Annotated in this window: 16 protein-coding genes; 4 read left to right on the forward strand and 12 right to left on the reverse strand. The window is 69.1% G+C overall.

The window, feature by feature from the left end; genetic code table 11:
• The coding region (locus ACFWPJ_RS07290; RefSeq protein WP_378848323.1) for a dolichyl-phosphate-mannose--protein mannosyltransferase at positions 1-1,473 on the forward strand (1,473 nt) is incomplete at its 5' end.
• Between the two features lie 3 nt (positions 1,474-1,476).
• On the opposite strand, the gene ACFWPJ_RS07295 is transcribed toward ACFWPJ_RS07290, so the two are convergent.
• Complete coding sequence (locus ACFWPJ_RS07295) at positions 1,477-1,836, reverse strand: GntR family transcriptional regulator (protein ID WP_378848326.1); 360 nt, start codon at positions 1,834-1,836, stop codon at positions 1,477-1,479.
• A 6-nt stretch (positions 1,837-1,842) separates the two neighbouring features.
• Entirely contained in the window at positions 1,843-3,084 is a 1,242-nt protein-coding gene (gene arcA / locus ACFWPJ_RS07300) for an arginine deiminase (RefSeq protein ID WP_378848328.1), read from the reverse strand.
• A 133-nt stretch (positions 3,085-3,217) separates the two neighbouring features.
• Here arcA and soxR point away from each other — a divergent pair, with 133 nt between their 5' ends.
• Positions 3,218-3,703, forward strand: coding sequence for a redox-sensitive transcriptional activator SoxR (gene soxR / locus ACFWPJ_RS07305; RefSeq protein ID WP_378848329.1), 486 nt, complete (start codon positions 3,218-3,220; stop codon positions 3,701-3,703).
• A gap of 305 nt (positions 3,704-4,008) precedes the next feature.
• Here the strand turns inward: soxR and ACFWPJ_RS07310 are convergent, their stop codons facing one another.
• The 9 genes from ACFWPJ_RS07310 to ACFWPJ_RS07350 all read right to left on the reverse strand — a co-directional run bounded on the left by ACFWPJ_RS07310 (position 4,009) and on the right by ACFWPJ_RS07350 (position 12,494).
• Positions 4,009-4,230 (reverse strand): DUF4351 domain-containing protein, encoded by a 222-nt coding sequence (locus ACFWPJ_RS07310; protein ID WP_378848331.1) that lies wholly within the window; start codon positions 4,228-4,230, stop codon positions 4,009-4,011.
• A 78-nt stretch (positions 4,231-4,308) separates the two neighbouring features.
• Positions 4,309-4,638, reverse strand: coding sequence for a helix-turn-helix domain-containing protein (locus tag ACFWPJ_RS07315; RefSeq protein ID WP_378848333.1), 330 nt, complete (start codon positions 4,636-4,638; stop codon positions 4,309-4,311).
• Positions 4,635-5,003, reverse strand: a complete 369-nt coding sequence (locus ACFWPJ_RS07320) for a type II toxin-antitoxin system RelE/ParE family toxin (RefSeq protein ID WP_378848336.1) — start codon at positions 5,001-5,003, stop codon at positions 4,635-4,637. The genes ACFWPJ_RS07315 and ACFWPJ_RS07320 overlap by 4 nt, the downstream gene beginning before the upstream one ends.
• A gap of 72 nt (positions 5,004-5,075) precedes the next feature.
• On the reverse strand, positions 5,076-6,203 hold the full coding sequence (locus ACFWPJ_RS07325) for a glycosyltransferase (protein WP_378848338.1): 1,128 nt from the start codon (positions 6,201-6,203) through the stop codon (positions 5,076-5,078).
• Positions 6,204-6,281: 78 nt separating this feature from the next.
• The gene (locus tag ACFWPJ_RS07330; protein ID WP_378848339.1) at positions 6,282-7,262 is read right to left on the reverse strand and encodes a GAF domain-containing protein; all 981 of its coding nucleotides are present in this window, start codon (positions 7,260-7,262) and stop codon (positions 6,282-6,284) included.
• A gap of 8 nt (positions 7,263-7,270) precedes the next feature.
• Positions 7,271-9,088: a putative bifunctional diguanylate cyclase/phosphodiesterase gene (locus ACFWPJ_RS07335; protein WP_378848351.1), complete on the reverse strand. Its 1,818-nt coding sequence runs from the start codon at positions 9,086-9,088 to the stop codon at positions 7,271-7,273.
• Positions 9,089-9,156: 68 nt separating this feature from the next.
• Positions 9,157-11,304, reverse strand: coding sequence for an Rv1355c family protein (locus ACFWPJ_RS07340; RefSeq protein ID WP_378848353.1), 2,148 nt, complete (start codon positions 11,302-11,304; stop codon positions 9,157-9,159).
• A 309-nt stretch (positions 11,305-11,613) separates the two neighbouring features.
• The gene (locus ACFWPJ_RS07345; protein WP_378848342.1) at positions 11,614-12,054 is read right to left on the reverse strand and encodes an AraC family transcriptional regulator; all 441 of its coding nucleotides are present in this window, start codon (positions 12,052-12,054) and stop codon (positions 11,614-11,616) included.
• Positions 12,051-12,494 carry a GyrI-like domain-containing protein gene (locus ACFWPJ_RS07350; protein WP_189025953.1) on the reverse strand — a complete coding sequence of 148 codons (444 nt, stop codon included), beginning with the start codon at positions 12,492-12,494 and terminating at the stop codon, positions 12,051-12,053. The genes ACFWPJ_RS07345 and ACFWPJ_RS07350 overlap by 4 nt, the downstream gene beginning before the upstream one ends.
• Positions 12,495-12,658: 164 nt before the next feature.
• Between ACFWPJ_RS07350 and ACFWPJ_RS07355 the strand changes: the two genes are divergently transcribed.
• A complete protein-coding gene (locus ACFWPJ_RS07355) occupies positions 12,659-14,920 on the forward strand; it encodes a hypothetical protein (protein ID WP_378848345.1) in 2,262 nt (753 codons plus the stop codon).
• Between the two features lie 2 nt (positions 14,921-14,922).
• Here ACFWPJ_RS07355 and ACFWPJ_RS07360 read toward each other — a convergent pair whose 3' ends face one another.
• The gene (locus ACFWPJ_RS07360) at positions 14,923-15,858 is read right to left on the reverse strand and encodes an alpha/beta hydrolase (protein ID WP_378848347.1); all 936 of its coding nucleotides are present in this window, start codon (positions 15,856-15,858) and stop codon (positions 14,923-14,925) included.
• Positions 15,859-16,190: 332 nt separating this feature from the next.
• Between ACFWPJ_RS07360 and ACFWPJ_RS07365 the strand changes: the two genes are divergently transcribed.
• Positions 16,191-17,681 (forward strand): MDR family MFS transporter, encoded by a 1,491-nt coding sequence (locus tag ACFWPJ_RS07365; protein ID WP_378848349.1) that lies wholly within the window; start codon positions 16,191-16,193, stop codon positions 17,679-17,681.
• Positions 17,682-17,725: the final 44 nt, after the last annotated feature.

Below are 17,725 nucleotides of genomic sequence, written 5' to 3' on the forward strand. Positions count from 1 at the left end.
GTGCTCGCGGTGATCGCGGCGATCACCCGCTTCGCGAACCTGAACTACCCGACCGACGCGCGCACCCCCGTCTTCGACGAGAAGCACTACGCGCCACAGGCCTGGCAGATGGTCACCGGCGGCGGCGTGGAGGACAACCCCGCCTACGGGCTGGTGGTGCATCCGCCGGTCGGCAAACAGTTCATCGCGATCAGCGAGGCCCTGTTCGGCTACAACGCGTGGGGCTGGCGCGGCACCGCGGCGCTGGCGGGTACCGTCCTGGTGCTGCTGGTGATCCGGATCGTGCGCCGCATGTCGCGTTCGACGCTGATCGGCGCGTTCGCGGGCATCCTGCTCATCGCCGACGGGCTGACCTTCGTCTCCTCCCGCATCGGCATGCTCGACATCTTCATGGCGCTGCTGGTGACCGCCGCGTTCGGCTGCCTGATCGTCGACCGCGACGAGGTCCGCGAACGGATGGCCGCCGCCGACCTGGCGGGCCGGATCGGGATCACCGACTGGGGACCGCGACTCGGCGTGCGCTGGTGGCGCTTCGGCGCGGGCGTGCTGCTCGGGCTGGCGTGCGGCACCAAATGGTCGGGCATCTACTTCATCATGTTCTTCGGGCTGCTGAGCGTGGCCTTCGACGTGAGCGCCCGGCGCGCGTACGGGGTGCGCAAGCCGTGGGTCGGCACGCTGGTCCGTGACGTCGGCCCGGCGCTGTACGCGCTGGTCGTCATTCCGCTGGTGGTCTATCTGTCCTCGTATTGGGCCTGGTTCGCCAGCGAGAGCGGGGTGTACCGGTACGCGGTCGGCAACCAGATCGGCACCGGCGGCCCGTTCACGTTCCTGCCCGACGCGCTGCGCTCGCTCTGGTACTACCAGGGCGAAACCCTGGACTTCCATTCGAGTCTCACCAACTCGGCGGGCAACCACCACCCGTGGGAGTCCAAGCCGTGGACCTGGCCGATGGGCCTGCGCCCGATGCTCTACTACTACGCCGACGGCACCGTCACCGGCTGCGGCGAGGCACAGTGCGTGAAGGCCGTGATGGCGGTCGGCACGCCCGCGCTGTGGTGGCTGGCGCTGCCCGCGCTCGGCTGGATGGTGTGGCGCTCGGTCGTGCGCAAGGACTGGCGCTACGCCGCCGTCCTGGTCGGCTACGGCGCGGGCCTGCTGCCCTGGTTCCTCACCCTCGACCGGCAGATGTACTTCTTCTACGCGGTGGTCCTCGCGCCGTTCCTGGCCATGGGCGTCGCGCTGATCCTCGGCGACATCCTCGGGTCCGCCAGGCCCGCGGGGATACCCCGCAGTCCGACCGGCACCTATCTGCCCGCGCCGGTGAACGAGCGGTACGCGCTCGGACTGCTCATCGTCAGCATCTACCTGGGCCTGGTGATCGCGAACTTCGTTTGGCTGTGGCCGATCCTCACCGCCCATCCCATCACCTCAGCCAGCTGGCAAGACCACCTCTGGCTACCGAGCTGGCGCTAGAGCTCAGCTGTCGAGTGTGCGCTGAACGAACTCGAGCGCGTCGGCGTCGGTGAGGCCGAGGCGGCGGATCGTCGTCACGTAGTCGACGGCGGCGCGTCCCGCGACGTCGCGGGTGGGGTCGCCGGAGGAGGCGATGAAGGAGCCTTGGCGGCCCCGGGTTTCGAGGACGCCGTCGGCCTCGAGTTCGCGGTAGGCGCGGGCGACGGTGTTGGGGGCGATGCCAAGATCGGCGGCCAGTGCGCGGACGGTGGGGATCTTGGTGCCCGCGGTGAGCGTGCCGGCGTGGACCTGTTCGATCACGGCCATGCGCAGCTGCTCATACGGCGGCTGCGTGGAATCGGCGGACAGCTCGACGTGGAACATGATCGCTCACACCTCGTCTCGGGCCAGTGGGCAGGACATGCAGCGCGGACCGCCACGGCCGGAGCCCAGCTCCGACCCCTGGATCGTGAGTACCTCGACCCCGGCGTCGATCAGCCGCGAATTGGTCATCTCGTTGCGTTCGTAGGCGACGACCACGCCCGGCGCCAGAGCCAGGGTGTTGTTGCCATCATCCCACTGTTCACGTTCGGCGGTCGGCCCGTCGCGGCCGGTGTCGATCACCCGCAGGCGCGCGATGCCCATGGCGGCGGCCGCGGCGGGCAGGAACGGTTCGGGTCCGGTGATGCTGATCCGGTCCAGGTCACCGTGGCCGGAGAAACTGTCTTCGCGGCGGATCGTGAAGGCCTGCAAGGATTCCCGCACGCCCGGATACATCACCACCGCGTCGGTGTCGACCATCGTGCACACGGTGTCCAGGTGCATGGTCGCGCGGTTCTGCGCGATCGGCACCACCAGCACGGTGTGGGCGAGATCGTCGTCGAAGAGGCTGCGCGCCAACGCTTCCGCGCCGGCGGGCGTGGTCCGCTCGCCGACGCCGACCGCCACCACGCCCGGCGTGAGCAGCAGCACGTCGCCGCCCTCGATCGGCGCGGTGTGCGATTCGTAGGCCCGGCGCACGCCGAGGAAACGCGGGTGGAAGGCGTAGACGAGATCGGTGATCGAGGTCTCGCGGTGCCGGGCGGGCAGGGCGAGGGAGGTGATCGCGACCTTCGGCCCGACCCAGAACGAGGAGTCGCGGGTGAACAGCAGATTGGGCAGTGGATCGATGACGAAATCGGCGCCGTGGTGCATCCGGCGCACCAGCGAGGTGGTGTCGGGGCCGAAGGGCAGTTCGTCGAAGGTCATCCCGGCCATCAGGATGTCGGCGAGCTCGCGCGCCTCGAATTTGCGCAGTTCGGCGGCCAGCTGGTCGGCCAGGCCGTGCCCGAGCCTGCGGGCATCGACGGCGGCGGAGATACCCTGGATTCTGGCCGCGCCGCTCACCTCGAGCGTTTCGGCCAGCAACTCGGACAGCAGCAGCACTTCCACGCCGCGTTCGCGCAGCAGGGCGGCGAAGGCGTCGTGCTCGGCTTGGGCGCGTTCCACCCACGGGATGCCGTCGAAGAGCAGCTGATCGTTGTTGCTCGGGGTGAGCCTGCGCAGTTCGTCACCGGGCCGGTGCAGCAGCACCGTCCGGAGCGTGCCGACCTCGGAGGTGACGGCCAGGCGCGAGTCGGGGGCGGTTCCCATGCGGAAACCGTAATCCGAGGAGCCCGTGTCGGCACGGAAGACCCGCAGACCTGGCCTGCGAGAGTCCGGCCGTTTTCGTACACGACACGAAAACCTCAAGTATTGTTGAGGGCGAAAACGGGAGGAGCGCAGGATGACGACGGCCGATTGGCAAACGAAGGAGCTGACCCCCGGGCAGCTATCCGAGCGTAGTGGAGTTGCAGTGTCCGCGTTGCACTTCTACGAACGCGAAGGTCTCATATCGAGTCGTCGAACCAGCGGCAATCAACGTCGCTACGCTCGCGAAACTCTGCGCCGGGTCGCGTTCATCCGGATCTCGCAGCGGGTGGGGATCCCGCTCAGTGAGATCCGCTCGGCGCTGGACCGGCTGCCCGAGGGCCGCACGCCTACGCGCCGCGACTGGGAGACTCTCTCGACCACCTGGCGGGAGGACCTCGACGACCGCATCGTCCAGCTCACCCGCCTGCGCGACAACCTCACCGGCTGCATCGGCTGCGGCTGCCTGTCGCTGGGCTCGTGCAAGCTCGTCAATGAACACGACCGCCTCGGCGCGGAAGGCCCCGGCGCTCGCGTGCTCGATGTCCAGCTGAACTGCCCGACCAGGCCCAACTGCAGCTGACCACGACCCCGGGTTTGTATAAGTACCTCATCGCCATCGTGAGACCCACCGTTGAGCACCCACTCGAGCTGCACTGGCAGTTTCCCCAAGGCACGCACGTGAGTCCCGGAAGCGCGGTCATCTACGAATGCTCCAGCGGTCAGTTCGGCGCGGCCGCACTAACACCTGTCAGCGCCGACATCCAGAAACGAATCCGAGCCGACTTCGAAAATTGCGGAGGATGACCCATCCCCTCGCAGCACCATCGGGCGGCCGAACAACTCAGCGAGCACGTCCGACAGTGCGACCGTGGCCGATCGCCAGTGTCAGGCGAGCGTGTCGTCGATCGTGGTCGCGGTGAGGATCTGATCGGCCCAACGGTGCAGGTCCGGCAGTTTTGCGGTCCGAACCCGGCGAATCGCGGTAGCCGGGACCTCGCCGAACTTGCGTTCGAGAAGTCGGATCAGCAAGTCGGCTTGCCCCTTGACCTGCCCCCGGGCCTCGCCTCGAGCTTCACCCCTGGCTTCCAGCATCTCCGCAGTGGTCACGACAACCTCCTTCGCGTGCGGTCCGAGCTGCTCGACCAGAGCTTCGCTCGGCCGGTCCTGCCTGACCTGCCACCGCAGTCAGGCGACCTTGACGGTCCGATCGCCAACGTGTGCAACGACGTCCAATGTTCCACCGAGCGCGACAATATAGTCGCGGACCGAGTCCATCGACGTGATCTGACCATGCTCGATCTGCGAAACTCTCGCCTGCGACACCCCCATCAACCGGGCGACTTCAGCCTGGGTGACGCCGCATTGGTTACGGAGTTCCGCGAGCTGGTTGCCACGCTGCTCGGCCCGCATCTGCTCGCGGCTCTCCTCGCGACTCGCGACCCGCTCGGGCGAATCCCAAGTCGGGTCGAGTTCACGAGCTCGGCGCTTTGTTTCCTCCCAAGGAATGCCCTTCATGCTCCGTCCTCCGCTTCCCGATACTGGATATAACGCTCTTCTGCCAGCGGAATCGCCTCGCGATACCAGCGCTTCCATTGCCCCGTCTTGTCTCCCGCGACCAGAACGATCGCCTCCCGTGTTGGATCGAACACGAACAGCATCCTGATCTCGGAGCCCGCCGGAGTCCGTGGCCGAAGTTCCTTCAAGTTGTGCAAGGTTCTACTGGACTGGATCCGATCGACCAGCGGCCTACCCAGGTCTGGGCCACGCGCAGCCAGTTCGTCCAGCGCCTCCTCGATCTTGTCGGCGATTCGCGGCTCGTTCTTGACCAGGTCGAGAAACCAATCATTGACAGGCTCGAGTAGCACAATGCTCCATCGCACGGCTTCGAGTATAACAAATCCTTATGTATCAAGGTAGGGGCAGTGCCTACACAGCCACGAGCGACGGACACCTCACCGGTCCAGAACCGCGAGCATGCCTGCTACCGCTCGGGGCCAGGTGAATTGTTCGGCGCGGGTGCGGGCGGCTTTGCGGCGGCCGGTGGTCGGCAGGGCGAGGACGTCGGTGACGGCTCGGGCGAAGGCTCGGGGGCGGTCGGCGGCGATGGCGCCGCAGTCGGCGGTGACGATGTCGGCCAGCGCCGAGGAGCGGCTGGCTACGACGGGGGTGCCTGCGGCGAGAGCTTCGAGGGCGGCGAGTCCGAAGGTTTCGTGGGGGCCGGGGGCCAATGAGACATCGGCGGTGGCAAGGAGTTTCGCGACCATCGCGCGGTCGCTGATGAATCCGGTGAAGTGGACCGACGGTTCGCCGCCGGGGAGGGCGGGCATCGCGCGGGCGCGGCGTTCGAGCGACTCGCGGCGTGGGCCGTCGCCCGCGACGACCAGCCGGGCGGGGACGCCGGCGCGGTGCAGGGCGCCGATCGCTTCGATGCTGCGGTCGACCCGTTTCTCCACCGACAGCCTGCCGCAGTGCACCAGCATCGGATGCCCGGCGACGCCGAGGTCGGCGCGCAGACGGTGGTCGCGGCGGCGGGGGCTGAACAGGTCGAGGTCGACGCCGAGCGGGACCAGTTCCACATTGGGTGCGCCGATCCGCTGGAATTCCTCGCGCGCGAAGTCGGTCGTGCAGACGACCATGTCGTAGTCGTCGGCGGTGCGCCGGTTGGCGACGTCGGCGCAGCGGCGGGCGGCGGGCCCGGGCAGGAACTGGCCGAGCAGCCTGTCGAGTCGTTCGTGCGAGATCATCACGCTCGCGACCCCGCGTCGCCGGGCCCAGCGCCCGAAACCGCGCAGGGTGAGCCGATCGGAGACCTCGAGCACGTCGGGCCGCAGCCCGCCGAGCACATCGGCCACCCGCCGCGGATCGGCCGCGCGGTAACCACCGGTGCACGGAATCGCCAGCGCGGGCAAGGTGATCCGCAGTGCGCCCGTGGGCAGCACTTCCTCGCCGTGCCGGGGCCCCGGCACGATCAGCACCACCTCGTGACCTGCCGCGACATACCCCTCGCCGAGGTGGCGCAAGGCGGTGCGCAGCCCGCCCGATCGCGGGCCGTAGAAGTTGGCGAGCTGCACGATGCGCACTCCCCGATCGTTCAGCGACGCGGGTGCACCCGGGAACCGGCCCGTGGAACAGCGCGTGAACAGCCGCGAAAGATGCGGCTAACCGGACTCCGGCTCGTCGAACCAGACCCGCAGCAGGCCGTGTCCGAACGCGGCCGTGGTCATCGCGACCAGTTCGGCCTGCGCGGTGATCCACTCGCCCTCGGCGAAGCGCACCCGCAGCACGAGCCGCTCGGCCGTCCCCGGCTCGCGCGCGACATCGGCGCAGGCGGCGCGCAACGCGGCCAGGTCGTCCGGGTCGACGGTGGGCCGTTCCACCGCCCAGCGGTCCAGCGGGGGCAGCGGCTCGGCGGCCCATTCGTAGATGATCGCGCTGGACAGCTCGACGAGGCCGACGCCGACACCGGCGCGCTGCGATACCGCGCGCAACATGGTCACATCCGGATCGGGCACCCCGTTGTGTTCGGGGACGGCGTGCATCAGACCGCTCACCCGGCGCGTCCGCGGTGCGGCCCTGGCGATCATCTGGAACCTGCGCACCGCGTCGTCGTCGCCGAGCATGTCGACCTCGCCCTGCCAGTGCCCGCCGGGCACGAGCCCGGTGGCCATCGCGAAGTACTCGACCCTGCCGTCGAACCGCACCATCCGGCCGAAGGCGTCCGGTGGGGTGCGGACCACCCGCACCTCGGCCGGATCGCGGGCGAAGATGAGCTCCTCCAAACCTGGTCCGTGGTAGGCGAGTTCGGTGTCGGCCTCCCAGTCCCACGCCGCCACCGGCCGCCGCGGCGGCACCGGCGCCGCCACCGGCCCGGCCCACAGCTGGACACCGTGGATCCCGTCGAACGCGCAGCGGACCGGCTCGGCCAGCACCAGCAGTCCGTCGGCCTCTTCCCGCACCGGCACCTGGTCGGCCCGGCAGCGCCGCACCGCCGCAGCGGCGACACCCGCGCGCGCCTGCCCGAGTTTGCGGTGCAGCCACACCGGTCCCGCCCACTGCCTGACCTGCGCGCCTTCCGCGACGACGGTGGGGTCGAGATCCTCGACGAGGGTCTCGATCAGCAGCCACTCCCCGGCAGGCATCGCCGCGATCAGTTCGGCGCCACGCCGCGTCCCGCGCGTGGCAGATCGAGGTCGAGGGGGATGCGCCCTTCCCGCAACTGCGTCTCGACTTCCTCGGCGGGCATGGGCCGGGCGATGAGGAAGCCCTGCGCGCGATAGCAACCGAGGCCGACCAGCGTCCTGGCCGCCATCGGAGTCTCGACGCCCTCGCCGACCACACCGAGCCCGAACGAGCCGGCCAGGCCGATGATCGACTTCACGATCGCCAGGTCGTCGTTGCTGTCGCCGAGCCGCTGCACGAAACCGCGGTCGATCTTCACCGCGTCGACCGGCAGCGCCTTGAGGTGCGACAGCGAGCTGTAGCCGGTGCCGAAGTCGTCGATGGCGATCTGCACGCCCATCCGCTTGAGCCCGCGCAGAGTGAGCCTGGTCCGCACGAGGTCCTGCACGACGACATGCTCGGTGATCTCGAGGCAGACCGAGCTGCCGTCGATCCCGAACAGGCGAAGGATGTCCTCGATGCGCTCGACGAAATCGGCGCTGACCAGCTGCACCGGCGACACATTGATCCGGATCACCACATTGGCGGCCAGCCCGCGGCGGCGCCAGTCGGCGAATTGCGAACAGGCCGAACGGATCACCCACCGGCCGAGTTCACCGGCCAGGTTGGTGGCCTCGGCCACCGAGACGAACGCGCCGGGCGGCAGCAGTCCGCGCGTCGGGTGCTGCCAGCGGACCAGCGCTTCCAGCGCCACGATCCGGCCGGTGCGCAGGTCGACCTCGGGTTGGTAGTGCAGCACCAGCGAGCCGTCGGACACCGCGCTGCGCAGGTTCAGCTCCACATCGTCCTGGAGTTCGAACTGCGCGCGCATGGCGTCGGTGAACACCGCGACCCCGTTGCCGCCACCGGATTTCGCCGACAGCAGGGCGTGGTCGGCGCGGCGCAGCACGTCCGACACCGAGGTCTCCCCCGGAATGCCCAGCGCCACACCGACACTCACCCCGCGGCTGACCGACTCCTGGCCCACCGAGACCCGGCGGCCGATGAGCTGCTGGATCCTGGTCGCCTCGAGCTCGGCGGCCACCGCGTCCATCGGCGCCGCGGGCACGATGACGAACTCGTCGCCGCCGAGCCGCGCGATCATGTCGCCGGGCTCGAGGTTCTGTTTGAGCCTGCGGGCCAGCGTGCGGATGAAGTTGTCGCCCGCGCTGTGGCCGAGGAAGTCGTTGAGCGCCTTGAGCCGGTCCAGGTCGAGGAAGAAGGTGGCGATCGGGCCCGGTTCGCCCGGGCGCAGCCGCTCCTCCATGTATTCGAGCAGGGCGCGGCGGTTGGCCAGGCCGGTCAGGTCGTCGTGCAGGGCGATATAGCGCAGCTTCTCCTCGGCGACCACGCGGGCCTGCAACTGGGCGAACAGCGCGGCGATGGCCTTGAGGACATTGAGTTCGCGCTTGGACCAGGCGCGGTCGCCCATCTTCACGAAGCCGAGGACCCCGGTCGACTCGCCGCGCGAGACCAGCGGCACGCAGGCCATGGCCACCTCGGGAATGCCCGAGGACTTGCGGATCGTCTCCTGGTAGTCGGCGCTGTCGTGGCCGGGACGCACGATCAGCGGCTCGGTCGCGAATTCGAGGGCGCGGAAGACCGAGTCGGCGTGCTCGAACTCGACCGTGTGCAGCGGGTCGGGGTCGGGGACCTCGGGCCTGCGCGGCCATTCGGCAACCAGGACGGTCGCGCGCCGCGCCCGGTCGGTGTGGCGCAGATAGCTGACGTCGACGTCGAAGTGCTCGACAAGAGCGGCGAGCACCCGCTCGCTCGCCGCCACCATGGTCGTGGCGTCGACACCCATCAACTCGGAGGCGACCTGCGTCACCAGTGAGTCGAGCGTTTGCCGAGGCACGTTGTCTCCGATCCGCGCTATCCGTCGTTCCTACTGCCGGGCACCGGCAACCGTCGACTGCGAACGCTCGCAGCCGCGGCGTAGCTCAGACGAAGAACCAATGCCACGTTCTCATCCTCAGGGAGTCCCATCAGGTCCTGGAAACGCCTCTGAATGGTGGCAAGTGTATCTGTGAACTCGGGAGAAACGATGCGCAAATCCTCGCGTCGGTCGGCGTACAGGAACACCGGGGACACCGGCTGCACCGCCAGCCCCAGCAGTTGCGCCCGTAGCCACACTCTTTCCACCGCGGCACCGGCTCTCGCGTAGTCGGCCAGATCCGGGATACCCCCTGCACGAGCGCGGAAACCGATCGCCACCAGAGCCGAGCTGGCCCGCACCCGGTCGACGGTGGATTCCCCGAGCGCGGCGCCCGCCGACCACTCGCGCAGCCGGTCCATCACATCGGTGCGGCGGCCGACCTGAAGCTTGGCCAGTTCGTCCGGCGCGGGCTCGAGGGTGCGCACGTCGATGCCGGTGCGCAGATCCTCGCCGGGCCAGCGCAATTCGGCGTAGAGCTGGCCGTGCAGCTGGGGTGTGAGATAGCGGACCCGGTCGCTGGCGCCCAGCAGCGCGGCCGCCTCGGCCAGTGCGTCCGCGCCGGTGATCGCGTGCACGGTGGCGTCCTCGGCCGCGGCGGCGGTGCCGAGCGCGGGCACGACGGTCCCCGGTAGCGGGGTCGGCGCGCCGAGTCTGCGGTTGGTGTGCCGCTCCAGAGCGAGGGGATAGTCGGCGGCCAGATCGGGGTCGGTCCCCTCGTGCAGCGGCAGCCGGGCGAGCAAGGGCGTGGCCGGGTCGTCGACGAGCCATCGCGGCTCGCCGAGCAGGCCGTGGGCGGCCGCCGCGGCGCGGGCGTTGTGCACGGCCGCGCCGACCGCGACGGCACTGCCGCGCAGCCCGATGTCCATCGTGGTGGAGCCGGTGGGATCGAGGGTGATCTCGATCAGCCCCGGTTCGGCGCGTAATCGCCACGGCTGCGCATTGCCGCCCGATGGCGCGCGCTGGGCGCAGGCCAGGATCGCCGCGACGGGGTCGGCCGGTGGCGCGTCGGCGGGGGGCTCGGGCACGGCGTCGATGCCCTCGTCGAGGTAGCCGGGTTCGGCCAGCGAGTCCAGCGCCGCCTCGAGGTCGACGCGGGTCCGGCCGGAGGACAGCTTGGCGCCGAGCCCGATCCGGCGCACGGCCGCGGTCACGATGGCCGCGCCCAGCTGCACGTCACTGCCCAATTGCGGCCAGGTGGTGATGGTCTCGCCGACCTCGGCCAGGCTGGCGGCCATCCGCGAGGAGAGCTGGCCGGGATCGAGGATGCGCAGCACGTGCGGCGCCTTGGCCTTGGTGTCGAGGTCGGCCAGCTGGGCGCCGGTGGTCGCGCCGAGCAGGCCATGGAAGGGCTCGCGCCCGGGTTCGAGGTCGTAGCGTTCGACGTCGAACAGGCCGCGGTCGCTGGTGTCCATGAGCAGCGGGATGCGCCGCCTGCGCGCGGCCTCGCGGACCGCGAATTTGATGTCGAGCGAATCGCATTCCTCGACAACCACCGAGAGTCCGTCGAGGAACTCGTCGACCGTGTCGATCAGCACGCCCGTCTGCCAGATCTCGACCGGCAGATACGGATCGAGTTCGGCGATCCGGCGGGCGGTGACGACGGACTTGTTGACGCCGACATCGAACAACCCGCCCGGAACCCGGTTCAGATTCGACAGCTCGATGGCGTCGAAGTCGGCCAGCCGCAGCAGTCCGCACGCGCCTTCCAGCGCCAGCGTGTACGCGACCGAATGGCCGACGCTCTGCCCGACGACACCGACCGCCAGCTGCGCGAGGCGCTGCTGTTCGCCGCGGGTGAGCTTGTTGCGATTGCGATCGGTGCGGATCGCCCGGAACGCGGCGGGGCCGAGGATCGCGACGAGGGCGTGGCGCCACGGGTAGTAGACCCACCGTTCCTCGCCCGGATCGAGTCCGGGCGGCGGGCCGGTGAGCTCGGCCAGTTCGGCGCGCATCCCGGCGCGCAGGTCGTATCGGCGGATGCCTGCCGACCCGGCCAGCTGCCGCAAGGTTGCCGCGTCGGCGTGATCGGCCGGATCGAGCACAAAGGGGCGGTAGTCCGCCGTCTGCGGGTCCGGTTCGATCATCGGCGGGTCCGCACCACGAACCGCGTCATCGCGGGCCATCCGGCGCCACGGTGAACGCGCCGCAACCCCGCGTCGTTGCGCGCTGCTTCGACAGCCATCGTGTTCCTAGCTCCGTGCTACGCGCCCGCGCGCGGTCGGCGTCCTACCGATGCCGACTCGTGCAGTATCCGTCATCCGAATGGAATACACCAGGCGAGTGGCTAATTTTCCGGAAACCCGTTACGGCGGGTGAAGTATCCGCAGGTCAGAACGTGTGCTCAGAGTGATGGCGACAAGATCAAGACCGATCGGTTTGAATCTAGCTAATTCTTAGCTATCGGCCGTGATCGAAACGAACAATTCTACGGTGTCCGGGCCGTGCCAGACCTCGATCTCCTCGCGATAGGCGCGCGAGATCTCCGCCGACGCCGTCGCGTCGTCGACCTGGGCCCACACGTCCTCGACCGGATCGTGATAGTCGCCGTTGGGCGCGAACCGCGCGTAGATGCCCCGGGGCACCCGCACCATGAGGTCGCCGACCGGGACATCGTCCGGGCTCGCGTATTCCCGCGCCACCAGCGCGTTCCAGTTGCCCGCCGGGTCGGGGACGTAGACCGTGTGCAGCGGTTCACTCCCGCCGGGCCGGTCGCGCAGGCGGTCCTTGAGGAACTCGATCAGGTCGCTGTTGCTGACCTTGAAGCTCGGATGCACCCGCGGCACGACCAGGCCACCGTAGAGTGCGCTGCCGCGCACGACGATCGTGTAGGTCATCGCGGATCGACCGCCAGATACAGGTCGATCTTGTACGCGTGCGGGTAGCACTCGAAATCGCCGGTGAAGGTGCGCTTGATCTGGTTGTGCTCCTCGGCATAGGCGATCTGGGTCCACAGATCCGTCATCACCTGCGGAAAGTTACCGACCGAGGAGAAGCGCGCGTAGGTGCCGCGCGGCAGGCGGGCCGCCAGATGTCCGCGGGTCACCTGATCGAGCGAATCGCACTGGTAGCCGACGATCTGGGTGTTGTAGGTGCTCAGCTCACCGGTGTAGTCGGTGTAGGCGCTGGCCAGCGGACCGCCGAGGTCCTGGTGCAGGACAGCCGACCACGCGGCTTCGAGATCCCGGTCGCGCAGCTCTCCGAGGGCGCGCTTGGGACTGCGGACCGGTAGACCGGCCACCCATGTCTCGTCCCGCTCGACGATTTCGAACTGCATTGATGACTCTCTCGAAGGGTCGGCTCGGTCGCGCCATGCTACCAACTTCGAACCCGACAGCGGTGGCACACCGAGTTGTGCTTACCCCAACCTAACCACACCTGAGCTGGACAAACGTCCACCACCACGCCGTGAGATCCCCACGTATTGTCCGATTCACGTCTATGCCCTATGCTCCCGCGCTCGTGTGGATACGCGCGGCGTTCGAACCGCGAAAGCAAGTGGCGCAGTGGGCGATCATCGTCGTGATCGCGGTACTGGCCGGCTATCTCGCGGTCTTGCTCGGCGACCCGCGACACTTCTACACCGACGACACCGAGGCGCAATACGTGCCGATGTGGCAGCTGCTCGGTACCGAACTGCGGGCAGGCCGGTTCCCGGCGATGGTGCCGTGGGAATGGATGGCGGGCAACTACAGCCTCGAGGAGGCCGGGCTCTACAACCCGCCGCAGCTGCTGGTGTACCTGCTCGCGCCCTCGTTCGACAATCTCGCGTTGTACGCGACCGCGGTGAAGCTGGTGTTCTCCGCGATCGCGGCGCTCGGCGTGTTCCGAATCTGCCTGGCCTACGGCGCCCGCGCGCCCTGGGCGGCGGTGGCGGGCGTCGCGTTCCCGTTCAGCGGCTGGTTCCTGTTCTTCGACGAGGCCAGCTGGTTCACCTCGCACACCGGTACCGCCTGGCTCGTGCACGCCTGGGCCTCGGCCGTGCTGTACGCGCGGGGACGCACCGGGCCGATCCCGCTGTTCGTGTTCCTGTACCTGGCGCTGACCATCCAATACGCCTTCCCCGCCGTCGAATCCGGCCTGATGATCGCCGCCGTCGCCGCGGGCGAGTACCTGTATCAGCGCCGGTGGGCGCCGGTGCTGCGGCTGCTCACCGCGTCCGGGCTCGCGGTGCTCGGCGCGATGGTGGCCAACCTGCCGATCCTGCTGTCCTCGCAGGCCACCTGGCGCGGTGACGTCTCCACCATCCACAACGACCCGTTCCTGACCGTGCCGTGGTCGGAATCGCTCAATGCGAGCCTGCCCAGCACGGTGCCCGCGTTCACCGCCTGGTGGGGCCATGTACAGCCGTTGCCGATGGTCTATATCGCGTGGTTCGTGATCCCGGCGCTGGCCTTCATCGACTGGAAGGCCGCCGCGCGCGCCGCCGCCGACTGGAGCGGGATCGCGCTGTTCGCGGTCGCCGCGCTGATGTGGACGGCGGGACCGGGCGCGATCGGTCCGCTGCGCTGGCCCGCCAGGGTGCTGCCGATGCTGGCGATCGCGCTGTTGGTGCTGGTGTGCGTGCTGCTCAGCCGCTACGGCGTGTTCGCCGCGTCCCGGCGGCGGTACGCGGCGGCGGGCGCGCTGATCGGGTTGCTGTTCGTCCGATCGTTCTCCGCCGCGCCGAAACTCGTCGAGCGGCATGTGCTCGCGGTGGTCGTCGTGGTGGCGCTCGGCGCCGGTGTCGTCTGGCTGGCACGCACCCGCGGAGTCACCGCCGCCGCCGCGCTGACCATCGTCGCGACGTTCCCCATCGCCTACGCGCAGGTGGCCGCGGCGCCCGCGACGCCGTTGTCGTACGGGTTCCCCGAACGCCGCTCCGAGATGACCGCCGCGTTCCCCGATTTCGGCGGCCGCACGCTGCAGTTGGCCGACCGGATCATGGTGCGGGACGAGGAGCGCACCCTCGCGGGGACCTACGGTTCGATCGCGCTCGGCAGTTATGCCAAGAACCTCGGCCTGCAGTACGTCAACGGCTACACCCCCGTCGGGCACGCGGCGTTCGCCGGGTTGCTGTGCATGGCCTGGGACGGTGGTACCTGCCCTGACGCGTATCGCAGGGTGTTCGCGGTCGAGCCGTCGACCGAGACTCCCGTCGTCGATCTGATGCGGCTGGATCGTGTTGTCCTGCAACGTTCCCAGTACCCCGACGCGGGTGAGAAGCCTGCTCCGGCGGGCTGGAAGTTCGTCCACTACCCCGGTCACGAGCAGCAGATCTGGGTGCTCGAGCGGGTCAATCCGCTGCCCTCCCCCGGCGACCTCATCGCGCACGAGTCGGGTGTGCACGCGACCGTGATGCCGGAGGCGGGCCTGACCAATCGGGCCACCGTGTCCTCCGGAACCGGCGGCCGGATCGTGCTGTCCCGCTTGGCCTGGCCGGGTTACACCGCCATGCTCGGCGACCGCGAGATTCCCACCAGGGCGGTCGCGGGCACGTTCCTCGCCGTCGATATCCCGCCGGGCACCAAGAACGCGCAGCTCACCGTCACCTGGCGGCCGCCGGGTCTGTCGATCAGCCTCACCAGCGCGCTGCTGGCGCTGATCGGCATCGGGGTCCTGCAGTGGTGGTTCCGGCGGGGCAAGCGCGACTACGAGATCGCGCCCGAACCCGTGGTGGCCCCGCCGGCGCCGGCCGGGCAACCGGCCGCCGTGGAGGCCTGAGCTCAGGCGGCCCCGATGGCGGCGGCCAGGTGCGGCCAGGCCTCGTGCAGGTCGGTCTCGAACTGGCCCCATGTGTGCGCGCCGGTCGGCCGGTGAACGTAGGTGGCGGGGATGCCGAGCTGAGCCAGGCGGTTCGCGAAGGCGGCCGTGCACGCCCCGGCGATCGCTTCGACCGGCGGCATAGGCATCCCCCGGTCGGTCCTGCCGGGCAGGCCGGTGGCGGCCGACAGGAAGATCGTCTTGCCCGCGAGCCCGCCCGCGTTGGCGAAGACATCGTGTTCGCGCCACGCCGCGCTGCCTGGCACGCCCCACATGTTGCCCGGATTGCCGCCGCCGCGGACGGCTTGGGCGCTGGCCATGCCGATCCCGAACGGGTCCGCCGCCCACGGGCAACCGCTGAACGCGGCGACGGCGGAGAATCGGGAACCGCCGCGGATGGTCAGATCCAGCGCCGAGGCCGCGCTCATCGACACGCCGGCGATGGCATTGCGTCCGCTCGCGCCGAGCACGCTATCGATCACGCCCGGCAGTTCGTCGGTCAGGTAGGTCTCCCAGCGCACCCGGCCGACAGTGGGATCGTCGGCGATCCAGTCGGTGTACAGCGTGAACGCGCCGCCGACCGGCATGACCACGTTGACGTGCTTGTCGGCGAAGAACCGCTGCACATCGGTGTCGTCCCACCAGGAGATCCCGTCGGAACCGCCGCCAACGCCGGTCAGCAGGTACAGCGTCGGCGCTCCCGGACTCGCCGCCTTGATCACCCGGTTCTGAATCATCCGACCCATCGCGGGTGAGTACACATCGAATTGGACGGCCCGCTCACCGAGCGGCGCCTCCCCCCGCACATGGGCCCCCGTTGTTTCGGCCTTCGCCTGGACACCGCCCAGCGAGGCGACAATCGCGCACACCACAGCAAGCCACACTCTCGATGTAGTCACCGATCCGGTATACCCCTTCGGGTCGGCGCAGACACTCAGCCACGCCCGACCCGGCGACTCCTTTCCGGCAACGATTCACCGAGAGTGATCAGGCTCACCATCGGTTGAATCGGCGGGTGAGAAGCCCATCCGACCTGCGCGTTTCCATCATGCCGGTGCGGCGGTCGCGGCGAAAACAAGATGATTTGTGTCGGTGGGGAGCGGAATACTGGCCCGCGCCCGATGAGTTGGACCGACGGAATCCGTCTTCTCTCTCGTGGTGCCGGGACACAGTCGACTCGGCCTCGGGCCACCGCTCGCCCTGCCGACCCGCTGCCCCTGGAGGTACCCCGATGCCAGCCGAACTATCCCCGCCGATGACGAAAGGCCGGACACCGACCGTCATCCGGGTGCTGGTGCTCGCGACCTTCGTCGTCATCCTCAATGAAACCATCATGATCAACGCGATCCCGCGGCTGATGAGCGATCTGCACGTCACCGAGGTCGCCGCGCAGTGGGTTTCGACCGCGTTCATGCTGACGATGGCCGCGATCATCCCGACCACCGGCTGGTTCCTGCAGCGGGTCACGACCCGCCAGGCCTACGCGGTCGCGATGGGCGTCTTCATCGCCGGCACCGTGCTCTCGGCGCTCGCGCCGACGTTCGCGGTGCTGCTGATCGGCCGTATCATCCAGGCGGGTGGCACCGCGGTGATGATGCCGTTGCTGATGACCACCCTCATGACCGTCGTAGCGGAGCAGGACCGCGGCCGGGTGATGGGCAACGTCACGCTGGCCATCTCGGTGGCGCCCGCCATGGGCCCGGTCATCTCCGGCCTGATCCTGCAGATCAGCATCCCGGCGCTCGACTCGTGGCGGTTGCTGTTCGTGGTGATGCTGCCGATCGCCGGTGTGGTCACCTGGCTGGGTCTGCGGCAGCTCGAGAACGTCGGTGAACCGCAGCCGGGTGTGCTCGACATTCCCAGCGTGTTCCTGGCGGCCATCGGCTTCGGTGGACTCGTGTTCGGTCTGAGCAAGTTCCACAGCGGCAGCTACACCGTCCCGGCGCTGATCGTGGCCGGTGGCGTCGCCCTGATCGCCGCGTTCGCGCTGCGTCAGGTCCAGCTGCAGCGCGACGGCACCCCGCTGCTGGACCTGCGGGTGCTGCTGTCGGGCACCTACGCCAAGGCGCTGGTCCTGATGGCCATCGCGTTCCTGGCGATGATGGGTTCGATGATCCTGCTGCCGCTGTACCTGCAGAATCTGCGGCACCTGAGCCCGCTGGAGACCGGGCTGCTGGTGATGCCGGGTGGTCTGGCGATGGGTCTGCTCGGCCCGACCGTCGGTCGCCTGTTCGACAAGTTCGGCGGCCGCGCGCTGGTGATCCCCGGCTCGATCGGCATCGCCGTCTCGCTGGCCGGCTTCACCCAGATCTCGCTGACCATGCCGTACTGGCAGCTGCTGGGCCTGCACGTCCTGCTGATGGTCTCGCTGGCCGCCGCGTTCACCCCGGTGTTCACCCTCGGCCTCGGCGCCCTGCCGATGCACCTGTACTCGCACGGCAGCTCGATGCTCGGCACCCTGCAGCAGGTGGCGGCCGCCTTCGGCACCGCCCTGGTCGTCACGGTCATGTCGGCCCGCAGCACCTCGCTCATCGCCGACGGCACCGACCCGACCACCGCCACCCTCGACGGCATGCGCCTGGCCTTCCTGGTCTCGGCAGCCCTGGCACTGGTCGTCATCGCCATGGCGGTCCTGCTGCCGAACCGCTCCGGCAACCCGCACGGCGCGCACGCTCCGGAACAGTCCGACGAACCCGAATCACCGGAGCTCGTCAAGAGCTGACAACCCCCGCGAAAACTGCCACCCCCGGTCGTATCGGATACGAC

Origin of the sequence: Nocardia sp. NPDC058497 (genome assembly GCF_042720195.1) — a bacterium.
GTDB lineage: Bacteria > Actinomycetota > Actinomycetes > Mycobacteriales > Mycobacteriaceae > Nocardia.

Coding starts and splice junctions, on each gene's coding strand:
- ACFWPJ_RS07340 (WP_378848353.1), bottom strand. CDS start 11,304: ATGATCGAACCGGACCCGCAGACGGCGGACTACCGCCCCTTTGTGCTC.
- soxR (WP_378848329.1), top strand. CDS start 3,218: ATGACGACGGCCGATTGGCAAACGAAGGAGCTGACCCCCGGGCAGCTA.
- ACFWPJ_RS07350 (WP_189025953.1), bottom strand. CDS start 12,494: ATGCAGTTCGAAATCGTCGAGCGGGACGAGACATGGGTGGCCGGTCTA.
- ACFWPJ_RS07355 (WP_378848345.1), top strand. CDS start 12,659: ATGCCCTATGCTCCCGCGCTCGTGTGGATACGCGCGGCGTTCGAACCG.
- arcA (WP_378848328.1), bottom strand. CDS start 3,084: ATGGGAACCGCCCCCGACTCGCGCCTGGCCGTCACCTCCGAGGTCGGC.
- ACFWPJ_RS07345 (WP_378848342.1), bottom strand. CDS start 12,054: ATGACCTACACGATCGTCGTGCGCGGCAGCGCACTCTACGGTGGCCTG.
- ACFWPJ_RS07295 (WP_378848326.1), bottom strand. CDS start 1,836: ATGTTCCACGTCGAGCTGTCCGCCGATTCCACGCAGCCGCCGTATGAG.
- ACFWPJ_RS07335 (WP_378848351.1), bottom strand. CDS start 9,088: ATGGGTGTCGACGCCACGACCATGGTGGCGGCGAGCGAGCGGGTGCTC.
- ACFWPJ_RS07315 (WP_378848333.1), bottom strand. CDS start 4,638: ATGAAGGGCATTCCTTGGGAGGAAACAAAGCGCCGAGCTCGTGAACTC.
- ACFWPJ_RS07365 (WP_378848349.1), top strand. CDS start 16,191: ATGCCAGCCGAACTATCCCCGCCGATGACGAAAGGCCGGACACCGACC.
- ACFWPJ_RS07330 (WP_378848339.1), bottom strand. CDS start 7,262: ATGCCTGCCGGGGAGTGGCTGCTGATCGAGACCCTCGTCGAGGATCTC.